Source organism: Nitratireductor sp. ATLC21, from assembly GCF_057196525.1.
On the sequence record NZ_JBXUOU010000002.1, the window covers coordinates 173,855 to 187,872 of the forward strand.

The 14,018-nt window shown below is 61.4% G+C and carries 7 protein-coding genes and 1 tRNA gene; 3 read left to right on the forward strand and 5 right to left on the reverse strand.

Features of this window, described 5'->3' with window-relative positions:
• Window positions 1-2: 2 nt before the first annotated feature.
• From AC2CHD_RS08535 to AC2CHD_RS08555, 5 genes are all read right to left on the reverse strand, one after another.
• Window positions 3-2,234 carry a transglycosylase domain-containing protein gene (locus AC2CHD_RS08535; RefSeq protein ID WP_484553350.1) on the reverse strand — a complete coding sequence of 744 codons (2,232 nt, stop codon included), beginning with the start codon at window positions 2,232-2,234 and terminating at the stop codon, window positions 3-5.
• A gap of 110 nt (window positions 2,235-2,344) precedes the next feature.
• On the reverse strand, window positions 2,345-2,962 hold the full coding sequence (locus AC2CHD_RS08540; RefSeq protein WP_229450221.1) for a ribonuclease D: 618 nt from the start codon (window positions 2,960-2,962) through the stop codon (window positions 2,345-2,347).
• Between the two features lie 16 nt (window positions 2,963-2,978).
• Complete coding sequence (locus tag AC2CHD_RS08545; RefSeq protein WP_484553351.1) at window positions 2,979-4,361, reverse strand: dipeptidase; 1,383 nt, start codon at window positions 4,359-4,361, stop codon at window positions 2,979-2,981.
• A gap of 128 nt (window positions 4,362-4,489) precedes the next feature.
• Entirely contained in the window at window positions 4,490-5,482 is a 993-nt protein-coding gene (locus AC2CHD_RS08550; RefSeq protein WP_229450223.1) for a BMP family lipoprotein, read from the reverse strand.
• Between the two features lie 276 nt (window positions 5,483-5,758).
• Window positions 5,759-6,070: a hypothetical protein gene (locus tag AC2CHD_RS08555; protein WP_484553352.1), complete on the reverse strand. Its 312-nt coding sequence runs from the start codon at window positions 6,068-6,070 to the stop codon at window positions 5,759-5,761.
• 230 nt (window positions 6,071-6,300) lie between these two features.
• Between AC2CHD_RS08555 and AC2CHD_RS08560 the strand changes: the two genes are divergently transcribed.
• From AC2CHD_RS08560 to AC2CHD_RS08570, 3 genes are all read left to right on the forward strand, one after another.
• Window positions 6,301-6,390, forward strand: a tRNA-Ser gene (locus tag AC2CHD_RS08560).
• Window positions 6,391-7,013: 623 nt separating this feature from the next.
• Window positions 7,014-9,953 carry an AfsR/SARP family transcriptional regulator gene (locus tag AC2CHD_RS08565; protein WP_484553353.1) on the forward strand — a complete coding sequence of 980 codons (2,940 nt, stop codon included), beginning with the start codon at window positions 7,014-7,016 and terminating at the stop codon, window positions 9,951-9,953.
• A gap of 206 nt (window positions 9,954-10,159) precedes the next feature.
• A complete protein-coding gene (locus AC2CHD_RS08570) occupies window positions 10,160-13,978 on the forward strand; it encodes an autotransporter domain-containing protein (RefSeq protein ID WP_484553354.1) in 3,819 nt (1,272 codons plus the stop codon).
• Window positions 13,979-14,018: the final 40 nt, after the last annotated feature.

Here is a 14,018-nt window from a genome sequence, read left to right on the forward strand (position 1 = left end):
CTCTAATTTCCGAGAATGATGTCGAGGATGGAGGTCTGCTTCCTCTGCACGCCACCCCCCACATTGGCAGGCGGTACGGGGCGGCGAACGGAAGCGGTGTGACCCGGATCGCCGCCGGAAGGCACCGCAGCGGGCGGTGTCGGGTGCCCCTGCGGGGCCTGCGTCCCGCCACCAACGGATGCCTGCGGGACCGGGGGTGTCTGCGGTTCCCTTGCCGCAATGCCGGGCGCCGGAGCGCCAGGGCTCCAGGAGCCTGGCAAGCGTTTCACCGGTCGTCCCTTTTCCGCTTCCTCCATGAATGCCTTCCAGGCAGGAACAGGCATGGAGCTGCCTGTTGCCTTCGTTGCCTTGGAGGCGTCGTTGCCAAACCAGACGCCTGTTACCAGATCGGCCGTATATCCGACGAACCATGCGTCGCGCGATTGCTGGGTGGTTCCCGTTTTGCCTGCCGCCGGGCGACCGATGTTCGCCGCGCGCGCACTGCCATATTCCACGGTTTCTTGCATCATCGCATTCATCATGCCGATGATCTCCGGGCTTGCCACCCGTGTCATGCGCGGGCGGTCGTGCTGGTAAAGCACCTTGCCGGACGATGTGGTGATGCGCTGCACGAAATAGACCTCAGGCCTGTATCCCCCGGTGGCGAAGGGCAGATAGGCCGCGGTCAGTTCCAGCGGCGTTACCTCCGAGGTCCCAAGCGCAATGGAGGCATTGGCTTTCAGGTCGGATTCGATGCCCATTCGGTGCGCGAGCTCGACCACGGATTTGGGTCCGACTTCCATGGCAAGCTGCGCGGCCACCGAATTGAGCGAGCGCGCAAGGGCTTCTGAAAGCGTCACCGGACCATAATACTTGCCTTTGTAGTTTTCCGGCGTCCAGTTGCCGATCTTGATCGGCGCGTCGTTGCGCACGCTATCAGGCCGCCGGCCCTGCTCCAGCGCAGCCATGAAGACGAAGGGCTTGAAGGCCGAGCCCGGCTGCCTGCGTGCCTCGGAAGCGCGGTCGAACTGGCTGTTGGCATAGTCATAGCCCCCCACCATCGCCCGCACCGCTCCGGTGGTGTCTATGGAAACGAGCGCCCCCTGGCTGACGGCGAGCTTGCCGCCTTTCTCGTCGATCAGGCTGCGAATGGTCTTTTCGGCCTGCTTTTGAAGACGAAGATCGACCGTGGCTTCCACAATGATGTCGCTCTTCACATCGCCGATGAGCGCCGGCAGTTCCTCCATCACCCGGTCGGCGAAATAGTGCTCCGAGCCGGTCCAGTAGGCCGCAGCGCGCGTGGCGGGTCGGCTCATGGCGGTGGTCATCTCGCTATCGCCGATCATGCCCTGGTCGCGCATGGCGGTCAGCACCACCTGCGCCCGTGTTTCGGCGGCCTGTGGATCGCGCGCGGGCGACAGGCGCGAGGGGGCTTTCAGAAGGCCGGCCAGAAGCGCGGCTTCCGAGAGCGTGACATCCCGTGCGGACTTGTTGAAATAGCGCCGCGAGGCCGCCTCCACGCCATAGGCGCCCGAGCCGAAATAGACACGGTTCAGATACATTTCCAGGATCTGGTCCTTGGAATGTTTCTGCTCCAGCCACAGCGCCAGCAGCACTTCCTGCACCTTGCGCTCAATCGTCCGGTCGGGCTTCAGAAAGAGGTTCTTGGCGAGCTGTTGCGTCAGAGTGGAGCCACCCTGTGTCAGCCGTCCAGCCATCACATTCTCCGCCATGGCGCGGGCAAGGCCGATCGGGTCCACACCGAAATGCGAGTAGAATCGGCGGTCCTCGATGGCGATCACGGCCTGCGGGATGAAGGGCGACATTTCGTGCAGGCCCACCGCCTCGCCACCTGTCATGCCGCGATTGGCAATCATGTCCCCGTCAGCCGAAACAATTTTCACATTGGGTGGTCGGTCGGGAATTTCCCAGGTGGTCGCTGAGGGCATCTTGGCGCCATAGTAAGCGGTGATGCCGGCAGCGGCGATACCGCCCCACAGGGCCAAAACGAGCGACCAGTAGACGGCGGTGCGTAGGAAGCTGAAGAAGCCACCGCCCCCGCCACTCTTGCGCCGCGGGCTGGCGCGGCGAGTGGCTTTCGCTCCCTTGGCGCTCTTGCCTTTGCCCGGCCTGCGCCGCTGGCGTGAAGGCACGACGCGGTCGCCGTCACCGAGTTTCAGATCGTCGCTGCCCCGGCGCGCCGCTGGCGCGTCGAAAGTCGGCTCGATCCTTCGGTTTTTCGTCCTGCGCGCCATACGTTCACAAACCCCGCAACCCTGCACCCGCACATCTCATTGCGGGCACAGTAAAAGGCAGCGGTTTAAGGCGCAGTTAAGTCAAATTAAACAAAATCGGCGGGAGCCCCTCAGCTATGGGCGAAAATATCCGCCTCTTCCCAGCCCATCAGGTCCAGTTTCGCCCGTGTCGGCAGGAAGCGGAAACAGGCTTCCGCCTCGCGCGTGCGCTTCTCGCGCTCCAGCCGTACGATCAGCTTTTCGCGCAACTGATGCAGGTACAACACGTCGGACGCCGCATATTCGAGCTGTTCGGGCGAAAGCTCTTCGGCTGCCCAATCTGACGATTGCTGCGCCTTCGAAAGCGACACGCCAAGCAGTTCGTTGCAGAGATCCTTCAGCCCGTGCCGATCCGTATAGGTGCGTGTGAGGCGCGAGGCGATCTTGGAGCAGAACACGGGCTCCGGCATCACGCCGAAGCTGTGATAGAGCACCGCCAGATCGAAGCGCGCAAAGTGAAACAGCTTGGTGATCTTGCGGTTCTTCAAAAGCGCGACGAGGTTCGGCGCCTTTTTCTGCCCGGCATCGATCTGCACCACATCGGCCGTGCCGTCGCCCGGCGAAAGCTGCACCACGCACAGCCGGTCGCGGTGGGGCTTCAGGCCCAGCGTCTCCGTGTCGATGGCAACGGCATCAACATTGTAGTTGCTGAGATCGGGCAGGTCGTTCTTGTGAAATCGGATCGTCATGGCGTGTCTTCCAGGCTTACTTGCTGCTCAGGGCATCGAGAATGCGGACCCAGGAGCGCTGGCCGCGATGGAACGAATTCAAATCGTATTTCTCATTCGGCGAATGGATACGATCATCCTGAAGGCCGAAGCCGACCAGAAGTGTTTCCATATCGAGCATCCGGCGGAACTCGCCGGCAATCGGAATGGAACCGCCCATGGCGATCGCCACTGCGGGCTTTGGCCATTCGTCGCTCAGCGCACCCTGCGCCTTCGTCACCAGCGGCATGTCATAGTCGAGCTGGAAGGCGGGCGAGCCGCCATGCGGATGGAATTCCACGCGGCAATCGGCCGGCAGGCGCTCTTCGACGAATTTGCGGAAGGCGGTGCGGATCTTGTCCGGGTCCTGCTTGTGCACCAGCCGGAACGAGACCTTGGCGGAAGCCTCAGCCGGAATGACAGTCTTGAAGCCTTCGCCGGTGTAGCCGCCGGTAATGCCATTCACTTCCGCCGTCGGGCGCGCCCAGACGAGCTCCAGCGCCGAGCGGTCTTTTTCGCCAAAAAGCTTTGAAAGGCCGATCGGACCGAGAAAGTTTTCGGTCGTCTCGCCAAGCCCTTCCCAGCTCTTCAGGATGTCTGCCGGCGTTTCTTCAACGCCCTCGTAAAAGCCGGGCACGGTGATGCGCCCGTTCTCGTCATGCAGGTCGCCCAGAATGCGGGCCAGAACCGTGATCGGATTGGCCGCCGCGCCGCCGAAAAAGCCCGAATGCAGGTCGCGGTCCGCCGCCTTGATGGTGATCTCCTCGCCGACAAGCCCGCGCAGGCCGACGCAGACGGCGGGCGTCTCCGGGTCCCACATGGCGGTGTCGCACACCAGCGCGTATTCGGCTGAAAGCTCTGCGCGGTTTTCTTCCAGGAAGGGACGCAGCGAAGGCGAGCCGGATTCCTCTTCGCCCTCGAACAGAATGGTGATCCTGCAGGGCAGCTTGCCATGCACCGCCTTATAAGCGCGGCAGGCTTCCACAAAGGTCATGAGCTGGCCTTTATCATCGGAAGACCCACGCCCGATGATCGCCTTGCGGCCGGGTTCGATCTCTTTCACCGACGGGTCGAACGGATCATTGTCCCACAGGTTCAGCGGGTCGACCGGCTGCACGTCATAATGCCCGTAAAAAAGCACGTGCGGCCCTTCGCCGTCATGATGCGCCACCACCATCGGATGGCCTGCCGTGTCACGCACGCTGGCCTCGAAGCCGATTGTCTTCAGGTCTTCCACCAGCCATTCGGCAGCCCTCCGGCATTCTGCCGCGAAGGCCGGGTCGGTGGAGATCGATTTGATCTTCAGAAGGTGGAAAAGCCGCTCCAGACTCTGATCGATGGAACGATCGAGCTGATCGAGAACCGGGGCGATATCGGACATGGAAAGCTCCTGAAGACTGTTCGGAGAAGATATTGAAGCGACCTAACACATACCGGCAGTGATGAGGAAAGGAAAAAGGGCCGCACAGGCGGCCCTTCGGATTGGTTCAGTCGAAAACGGGCACTGCCTCAGTAAGGGCAGGCGTTGTCGCTGAGGAAGTTGTGCACTTCGATCTCGCCATCGATGATCTTCTGCTTGGCCTCTTCAACCGCGGCCTTCATTTCGTCCGTGATGAGGTCCTTGTTGTTGTCGTCCATCGCATAGCCGACGCCGTCCTCGGCCAGGCCGAGATCCTGGAGGCCGTAGCTGAACTCACCGTTCTTGGCGTCCATGAAGGCATTGTAGACGGCGACGTCCACCTGCTTGACCATCGAGGTCAGAACCTTGCCCGGATGCAGGCCGTTCTGGTTGGAATCGACGCCGATGCCGAGCTTGCCGGCATCTGCTGCCGCCTGGAGCACGCCAACGCCCGTGCCGCCCGCGGCGTGATAGATCACGTCCGCACCCTGGTCGATCTGCGTGCGCGTGATCTCACCGCCCTTGGTCGGGTCGTTCCATGCGGAAGGCGTGTCGCCCGTGTAGTTGCGGATCACCTTGGCGTCTGAGCGGGCAGCCTTTGCGCCGCCCACATAGCCGCACTCGAACTTGCCGATGAGCGGAACCTGCATGCCGCCGACGAAGCCGACCGTGCCGGTTTCCGAGGCGAGTGCGGCGAGCATGCCGACGAGATAGGAGCCTTCCTGCTCCTTGAAGGTCACGGAGCGCACATTGGGCGCGTCGACTGCGTCATCGATGATGGTAAAATCGGTATCGGGATATTCCGGCGCGACCTTCTTCAGGTAATCGACCCAGGTGAAACCCGCCATGACGATCGGGTTGCGGCCGTTCTCGGCGAAGCGGCGCAGGGCCTGCTCGCGCTGGGCGTCGTTGGAGATTTCGAACTCTACATATTCGATCCCGGTTTCTTCCTTGAACCGCTCGGCGCCGTTATAGGCCGCCTCGTTGAACGATTTGTCGAACTTGCCACCCAGATCGTAGATGAGAGCCGGAGCGATCTCATCCGCAAACGCGCTTGCGGACATCGCGGTAGCGGCCAGAAGGCCGAGAACAATACGCTTCATGTGATCCACACCCTGTCGGTTGTCTTGTGTTTCCGTCTACGCCGCACGAGCGGGCAGCCTCGAATGGCATATCCGCTCAAGCACTCTTGCGAGCGTCCCGCAACGGCCGTGGACCATCGGGAACGGCATGGAGAAAGTCTTCCGCTCTCCCCTTACGGGCACTCTTGCACGGCTGAAATGAAAATTCACGCGGAATTTTGACCGTTCGGAAAAACGACTTGAGATGGTCTTGCAGGCTGCGCAGCACGCGAAGCAGCGTCAGTCTGTTTGCTGCATTCAGGCAAGAACAGTCCGCCGGCGTTGGTATCCGACAATGTAGAAAATGAGAGAAAGAGCGAAGAAGACCAGCCAGCCTGGCAGGGTCAGGATCTGGATGATCACAGGGTCCCAGATGAAGGGAAATGTATAGCGTTGGATGACTGCCTGCGCCAGATTGAGTGTGTCGGGCGATACAGCGTACCAGCTTTCGCCCAATGGCGTGAATGTCAGGGCGTCAGCGGCGATGGAGCGTGTGGCGTCGATCACGGCCATGACAACGGCGATTGCGAGAGCGAAAACAGCCAAAATCCGAAAGAACAGACGAAACATTCAGGCCTCACCTCTGTGCCGCTGCCGGCATGGGCCATCAAACCACAAAACGACCCGTGCGAGACATAGGCCGGGCGACCCGTCTTGGCAATCACCTTACGGAAAGTTGAGAGTAAGGGAGGGCCAGGCGCAGGAAAGTGCGGCAAATTGCAAAACTGTCACAGACTGGACTTGGCATTCTCGATCAGATCGACTAGATGAGCCTCGCGCAGCCGATAAAGCTGTGCCGTGGAGAGGTGGCCGAGTGGTTGAAGGCGCACGCCTGGAACGCGTGTATACGGGAAACCGTATCGAGGGTTCGAATCCCTCTCTCTCCGCCATTTTCCAATCGAGCCCTGAAGCGCACCCGGCGCATGATCGAACCAGGCCTCCTCGTCGTCGAGGCGGGTCTCGTCCAACGCGCCGACGATAACCGCGAGATGATCTAAGGCGCGCTCATTTGGATGGCCGAAAAGCTCCAAAGCGCGGACGGCGAACGAGCGCGAGAATTGTGGGCGGGAAACAGGAAGCAGGTGTTCGAGGCAGGCCTGCCAGGGGCAACACTCCCCGCGCCTGATAGCAACAGGCAGACCAATTGCAGGCCTGTGAAAACCAGGTAGAAGCATTGCGTCCGGAAGACGACGTTTCGCCTTCCATGATGAATCCGCGACCGATCTGCGACCATAAGTATTTACAACCCGCTGTGCGCGCACGGGATCCGGCCGGCTCCCGGCGGCTTTAAGTCCATGCTTGCAATTTGCATCGGCCTGCAGATGGCGGCAAGTTTGCAGGAGAGGCAAGCCGGTTTGGGGGACAACTGGACGTGACAAGAAAGTCTGCGGGCACCGCCAGGAGACAATCGAGGACAACGATATCGCGCCAGTCAGGTGATGTCCTGGCCGCAGAGCACAAATCGGTCGTCTGGATCACCGCGCCAGCGGGGAGCGGAAAATCCGTCTTTGCCATGCAGATGTGCCGCCGGCTCGGCGGGGCATTTGTGTGGCTGCGTGCCGAGCCGCGCATGGCCGATATGGGCGCGTTCCTGACCTCTCTCGAGTCGGCGTTCCGCAATGCGTTTCCGAAATACGATCTGCCCGCTCTGGCTTCGCAGGACATCGCATTCCCCGTGGACTACCTGCGGCGCTTGATCGCCGCCGGTGGCCGCGGCAACCGTATCACCGTTGTGCTGGACGATCTCCACGTGTTGCCTGCCGAAACTGCCGTGCATCAGGCGCTTGCTGATGCGGTCAGTGATGAGACCGGCGACATCCGAGTTGTTCTGGTTTCGCGTGAGGCCCAACATCCTGCATGGTTGAGGCTCAATGCCATCGGCAAGGCGATGGTGGTCGATTTCGACATGCTTAAACTTAACGAAACCGAAGCAGATGAACTGATCGGCGCGTTCGATGGCGATCGCAGCCGCTGGTCGGCGCCGGAACTGGTCCGCGCCTCCGGCGGGTGGATGCTCGGTGCATGCCTGCTACTGCAATCTGCGATGTCCAGGGCTGACGATGCCGCCGACCGACTTGCGCCCGATTCAACGGATCTGCTCGATCTCATTGTCCATGAACTCGTTGAGCCGCTCTCCGAGCCGGACCGCATGATGCTTTGTCGGGCCGCACGGTTGCCCAACCTGCCGGTCAGGATTGTCGCGCACGCGCTCAATCTGCCGCGCGGCGACAAACGGTTGGCGAGGTTGGCGGACAGATTGCTGTTCGTCGAACGGGACGGCAGCGACCGGTTGCAGATTCACGACCTTCTCAAGGCAGCACTTCACCACCATTATTCAGACCTCGTCGACGCAGCCAAGACGGCCGAACTCGGCTCAAGGGCCGGTCAGGCGCTGCTTGAAAACGGGGACGTGGGCGAAGGATTGTTGCTCTTGTCGGCGTCGGGCGCATGGGATGCCCTAAGGGATGCGATCGCTGAATATGCGCCGTCGCTTGGCGAACAGGGTGAACTCGGCGTCATCCTGGCCGCGCTGGAACCTATGCCGGAAGCGGAATTGGAAACCAGCCTGGCACTGCGCTACTGGTATGGCGAATCCCTGCTCGGCGTTAATCCGGCCAAGGCGTGCGAGGTCTTATCGGCCGCGCTTGATGCGGCACAGCAATGCCATCAGCAGGAGTTGTTGATCCCGATCTGGACAGCACTGATAGATTCCATATGGTTTAAATGGACAGATCTCCACCTGCTGGATGATCTGATCGTCATGCTGCCGCAGTTAACTCAATTGGCGAGAAGGCTTGGGCCGCGCAGCGAGGCATCTCTGGCACGCGGGGCGTTCGTCGCAATGCTGCTCCGCCGACCCGATCATCCTGATTTTCCGTTCTGGGAACAGTGTAATCTGGACTTCTATTTCCAGACCTTGCCCCGTCACGAAACCATCAGGCGCGGCATTCAATTGATGTTTCGTTATTGCTATTGCGAGGGCCATCGCTGGAAAGCCGCCCAGGTCCGGACGCGACTGAACCAGGTCTTTGACGAGGAGTTGGCCCCTGCTGTCGACATCTGCGCGCGTCACTTTGTTGCCGCCGAGTTCCTGTCGATTTTCGATGCTTCGGGTGACGAGACATTTCGCGCAATGGAGAGCGGAATCGAAGCCAACGCGAAACATCAGCAGCAGTTTTTCGATGGCGCGCTCCTGAATGCTGCCCTGTATAAGGCGCTAACCCTGGAAGATCGCGATAGAACGCGGCGTTACCTGACCATGCTTTCCGTTCGTGTCGGCCCACAAGCTCCCCCGCCTTACGTCGCCTTTCATCAGCACTTTATTGCCTGGGATCATTGGCTCAGCGGAGAGTATGATGCAGCACTTGCGGTTATTCTGGGGGCGCACCGTGCCGGTGAACGGATCGGGATGGCTTTGTTCCCCGTTCTCTACGGCAATGCCGTCGCCACCGTCCTCCAAAGCTTGGAGCGGCGGCGCGAGGCCCTGGCATGGCTGCGCCGTGCACGCCGGGCTGCAGCCAGGCAGAACAGTCCGCTGCTCGTCTTTCTAAGCGGGCTGCGCGGCGCTTTCCTGGCGTTGAAGAGCATCAATCCTGATCGCGCGAAGCCCTATCTGCGTACGGCGCTCGCGGCGGGCGCCACAATGCGGTTCTATCTTCATGCCTGGACGAGCCGGGCCGAAATGGCCGAACTGATGCGCTTCGCGATCCTCAACGATATCGAGACTGACTACGCCAATGAATTGATCCGTGTGCTTGGTCTTGCCGGAGAAATACCGTCCGAGGCAGATGGTGCCCGGATACAGATCGTTTCGCTCGGACGTTTCGACGTTTTGGAGGGCAGTATATCGCGCCTGACTTCGGGCAAGCTCCCGCGCAGCCCCATTGCGCTCGCCGTGCATCTGATTGCGGCGGGCCAGGATGGCGAGTCCAGCGAGGCCCTGGCCGACCGGCTCTGGCCGGAGCTCGATGCGACCGACGCGCGCAAACGGATGAAGTCGACCGTCTACCGCTTGCGGCAGATGATCGGAATATCTGAAGCCATTGTCACGCAGGGCGGCCGTATCGCGCTCGATCCCGATCATGTTTCCATCGACGCGTGGGATCTGATGGCGCTGGCAACGGCGCCCGGCTGGACAGCGGAAGCCCGCTATACGGAGGCGCTCCGGCTTTATCGCGGACCATTTGTCTACCACTATGCCGACGATACGGGATTGATCGCATACGAGCACAAGCTTGAGGAAGCGGCGATAAACGCTTGCACGGCCTTTGTCCGCTCGCTCAGCGTCTCGGGGGACTGGCCGCGCGCACTGCGCGTATCGAGGGAGGGGTTGGAGCGCCTCGGCTTCCGTGAAACCCTCTACGACTTGGCCACCGAAGCCGCCGAACATCTCGGCGTCGAGCTGGATGCCGACGCGCTGGAAGCAGATGCAAGGGCCGGCGATCAAGCGTAACAACACGTTGGCAACTCTGTTGCCAGTTCGCAACATCCAGCCGCAAACCTGAGAAAAATCCGGCCCATCGAATGGGCGGCTCGATCCGCGACCCATCCGCGACCCCGGCCCTCTATGCCTCAATCAACCGGATTCGCCGCCTACCGCAGCGAATGGATTGAAGCATTGAAGAGGGGCACCGGATGGTGGTGAAGGTGATCGCAAGAATGAGTTTCAATGAATTGCCCAGGGCGCTGCTTTGCTCGACGGCAATTGCGGGCTGTCTGCTTGGCGCCAACGTCCCGGCCCTGGCGCAGGTCATCAATTGGGAAGGGGACACCTCCTCCGACTGGGGCACCGCCGACAACTGGGATCTGGGAACGGTTCCGACAGGGAGTCTCGACGTTTACCTCAACGGCCAGGGTATCGATCCGGTTATCGATGGTGGCGTGATGGGGGGACCAGCCTATGCGGATGACATCTTTTTCGGAACCGTGCCAGGAGGGGCGGGTAGCCTGCTTATCGACAATGCTGGCCAGTTGCAGAGTGCCACCGCTCGTGTCGGGGAGGCGGCCAGCGCCCAGCATGTCATCGCGCTGAGAGGCGGTTCGTCCTGGAACGTTTGGGGCACGATCTATCTCGGCACCGTGTCGCAGGGCAACCTTGTTGTCAGCGATGGCAGCACCATGACGAGCTCCGATGCTGTATTGGCTGAGGGGCCGAATACGTATGGCATCGCGTCTGTGTCGGGTATCGGCTCGTCTTGGAATGCCGGCGAGGATCTGATTGTGGGACGGCGTGGGACGGGCCAGCTCTTCATTCAGGATGACGGACAAGTCCAAGCAGAATATCTCACCATTGGCGAGAATTCCGATGGTGTCGGTACGGTCGTGGTTCACGGAGACGGCGCGCAACTGCTTGTCGACTATAGCATTGATGTCGGCGAAGAGGGGCAGGGGCTTCTGACGATTGCCAATAACGGCTATGTGTCCAGCACCGATATTGCCAGGATAGGCCGGGAGGCCGGTTCTTCGGGCGCGGTCGAACTTTTGTCCGAGGGGCGTTGGGATCACGCGGGCATGCTCGTCGTCGGCGACCAGGGGGAAGGCTATCTGACCATCGACGCTGAAAGTGAGGTGAACAGCGTTTCCGCCGTAATCGGGCGGAACCTCAATTCCGCCGGCGTGGCCACGGTTGAGGGCACCTGGGTCAATACAGGCTACATCACTGTCGGCCAGTCGGGCTTGGGCGAGATGCGTGTTCTGAATGGACAGGTCGAGAGCCAGTACGGCATCATCGCTGACAACGCCGTCGCAAACGGCAGCTCGGTCTCTGTGGTTGGAGATACCGCCTCCTGGAATGCCAATGATGCGCTCTATGTCGGCCAGGGCGGTACCGGTCGACTTTACATTTACGACGGCGGCACTGTGACAGCCGACGAGGTCGAGATTGGCGAAGGCAGTGGCACGGAGGGCACTGTCCTTGTCGCGGGAACAGACTCGCTTCTCGATGTCGGCTTGGTGCTTTCGGTTGGCGTTGATACCGTCGGCGGACTGCGTGTCGCCAGTGGCGGCAGGGTCACCACCGATAGGGCCCGTATCGGATGGGACGTAGACGGGCAGGGCACGGTGGTGGTCGATGGAGACGGCTCGACCCTGGATGTGGGCGAGAACCTGTATGTAGGGTGGAGTGGGACTGGCCGTGTCGAAGTCTTGAACGAGGGGCAGGTCGAAGCCGACTTCCTCATCATTGCCGAGAACCCCGATAGTGCCGGTCATGTTTTGGTCGATGGCGCGGGATCAGAACTCAGTGCCGACGAGGTGCTGGTTGGCTGGGAGGGCGTCGGCGAACTGACGATCAGCAATGGTGGCCGGGTAACCAGTACGCGCGGCTATGTCGCCCAACTGGCCACTTCCTCCGGTTCCGTGACGGTGACCGGTCCAGGCACGTCGTGGAGGCTGACCGGTGGGGGTGGCAGTTTGTTCGTCGGCGAAGAAGCGGCGGGCACGCTGACCATCGCCGACGGGGGTATGGTGAATCAGAATTCCGGCGATGCACATATCGGCGCCGGCACCAACCCTGCCGGTTCCGGCAGCGTTCTGGTTACGGGAACCGGTTCGCAATGGATGACGACAGGGACCATCTATGTCGGATCGACCAATGACGGCTCCGTCACTATTGCCGATGGCGGCGCTGTGACAAGCGGAGGGCTGGTCATCGCCTCTGACAGCGGCGTTGCCGGAACCCTCAACATCGGTTCGGCATCGGGCGATGCCGCCGCCGGCGCGGGCACGCTTGCCGCAGGCATCGCCTTCGGCAATGGCGACGGTACGCTGGTATTCAATCACACCGACACTGGCTACAATTTCAACACCTTTCTGGCTTCTTCCGGCGCCGGGATGCACCGTGTTCTACACGAGGCGGGCGAATCGATCTTTGGTGGTGATTGGTCGGCCTTCAATGGCACCACGACGGTCTCGGGCGGCACCCTCCTGGTTGACGGCGCGCTCAACGGCACCATCGATGTGGATGGAGGCGTTCTTGGCGGCTCCGGGGACATCGGTGATCTGGCGGTGAACGCCGGGGGTACACTGGCGCCGGGCAATTCCGTTGGTACGATCCATGCGACGAATGCCACCTTCAACGCGGGCTCGACCTATACGGTCGAGCTCAACGATGGCGGGTTCGTTGAAGGAATCAACAATGATCTGCTGACCGCGACAGCTGCGGTGACGATCAATGGCGGCACTGTGCATGTAACGCCGGAGAACGGCACCGATGATGGCTCGACCTATACGCCGGGCACTTATACCATCCTCGCTGCCGGCACTCTGACTGGAGCTTTCGACAACGTAATCGACGACTTCGCCTTCCTCGACTTCGTGGATAGCTATGATTACGCGCTCAACGAGGCCTACCTGACCTCACGTGTCGCGGTGACATCGTTCTGCCTTTCCGGGATGAGCACCAATCAATGCGCGGCTGGCAAGGGTGCGTTCTCGCTCGGCAGCGGCAATCGTGTGTTTGATGCGGTGCTCGGTGTCTCCAACGCCGAAGCTCCCATCGCCCTCGACCAGCTTTCCGGTGAGATCCACGCCTCTGCCCAGACCGCACTCCTGGAAGACAGCCGGTTCCCGCGCGAGGCGGCGATGGACCGGATGCGTGTCGCGCTGGGCGGTGTGGCGGCCGACAATAGTGCACAGATCGAGGATCGGATTTCCGAAAGCTTTGGCCTGTGGGGCCAGGGCTTCGGATCCTGGAGCCGGTGGGGCAGCGACGGCAATGCCGCCGCGTTGGACCGCACCATCGGCGGGTTTCTGATGGGCGGCGATGCACTGGTCTGGGACAATGCGCGCATTGGTGTGCTGGGTGGCTATTCGCGCTCAAGTTTCAGCGTCGATGATCGCTTGTCCTCCGGCACGGCCGACACCTATACGCTGGGCGTCTACAGCGGCGGGGAATGGGGGGGCTACACCCTGACCGGCGGGGTCGCTCATAGCTGGCACAGCCTCGACACGGTGCGCTCGGTGGCCTTCACCGGGTTCTCGGATAGCCTTTCTGCATCCTACGGCGCCCGGACCCTGCAAGCCTGGGGGGAGGCCGCCTACAAATTCGAGGTGGGCTCTGCCCGATTTGAACCCTTTGCCAACCTCGCATACGTCAACCTGTCAACCGATGGATTTATGGAGACCGGTGGTGCTGCGGCACTCACGACCGTTTCCAATGGTGTCGAAGCGACCTTCACCACGCTGGGCGCGCGCGCTGAGACCGACGTGGCGCTCGGTGACATGGAGGCCACACTGAGCGGCATGCTGGGCTGGCGGCATGCCATCGGCGGCGCACCGGGTGCGCAGATGGTCTTTGCCTCGGGTGGCAATGGCTTCTCCATTGCGGGCGTGCCGCTGGCACAGGACAGTCTGGTGCTCGACGTCGGGTTCGCGGTGAACTTCACCGAGGATGCCACGCTGGGCCTCGCCTATGGCGGCCAGTTCGGCTCCGGTGTTCAGGATCATTCGGCTAGCCTGAGCCTGAACGTGCGGTTCTGATCGCCGGCGTTGTTGTTCAGAGGTACGCCCATGAATACTG

What these genes read in the sequence shown, in the direction of transcription:
- AC2CHD_RS08535 (WP_484553350.1), bottom strand. Translation starts at nt 2,234, where the DNA reads ATGGCGCGCAGGACGAAAAACCGAAGGATCGAGCCGACTTTCGACGCG.
- AC2CHD_RS08540 (WP_229450221.1), bottom strand. Translation starts at nt 2,962, where the DNA reads ATGACGATCCGATTTCACAAGAACGACCTGCCCGATCTCAGCAACTAC.
- AC2CHD_RS08545 (WP_484553351.1), bottom strand. Translation starts at nt 4,361, where the DNA reads ATGTCCGATATCGCCCCGGTTCTCGATCAGCTCGATCGTTCCATCGAT.
- AC2CHD_RS08550 (WP_229450223.1), bottom strand. Translation starts at nt 5,482, where the DNA reads ATGAAGCGTATTGTTCTCGGCCTTCTGGCCGCTACCGCGATGTCCGCA.
- AC2CHD_RS08555 (WP_484553352.1), bottom strand. Translation starts at nt 6,070, where the DNA reads ATGTTTCGTCTGTTCTTTCGGATTTTGGCTGTTTTCGCTCTCGCAATC.
- AC2CHD_RS08565 (WP_484553353.1), top strand. Translation starts at nt 7,014, where the DNA reads ATGCAGATGTGCCGCCGGCTCGGCGGGGCATTTGTGTGGCTGCGTGCC.
- AC2CHD_RS08570 (WP_484553354.1), top strand. Translation starts at nt 10,160, where the DNA reads ATGAGTTTCAATGAATTGCCCAGGGCGCTGCTTTGCTCGACGGCAATT.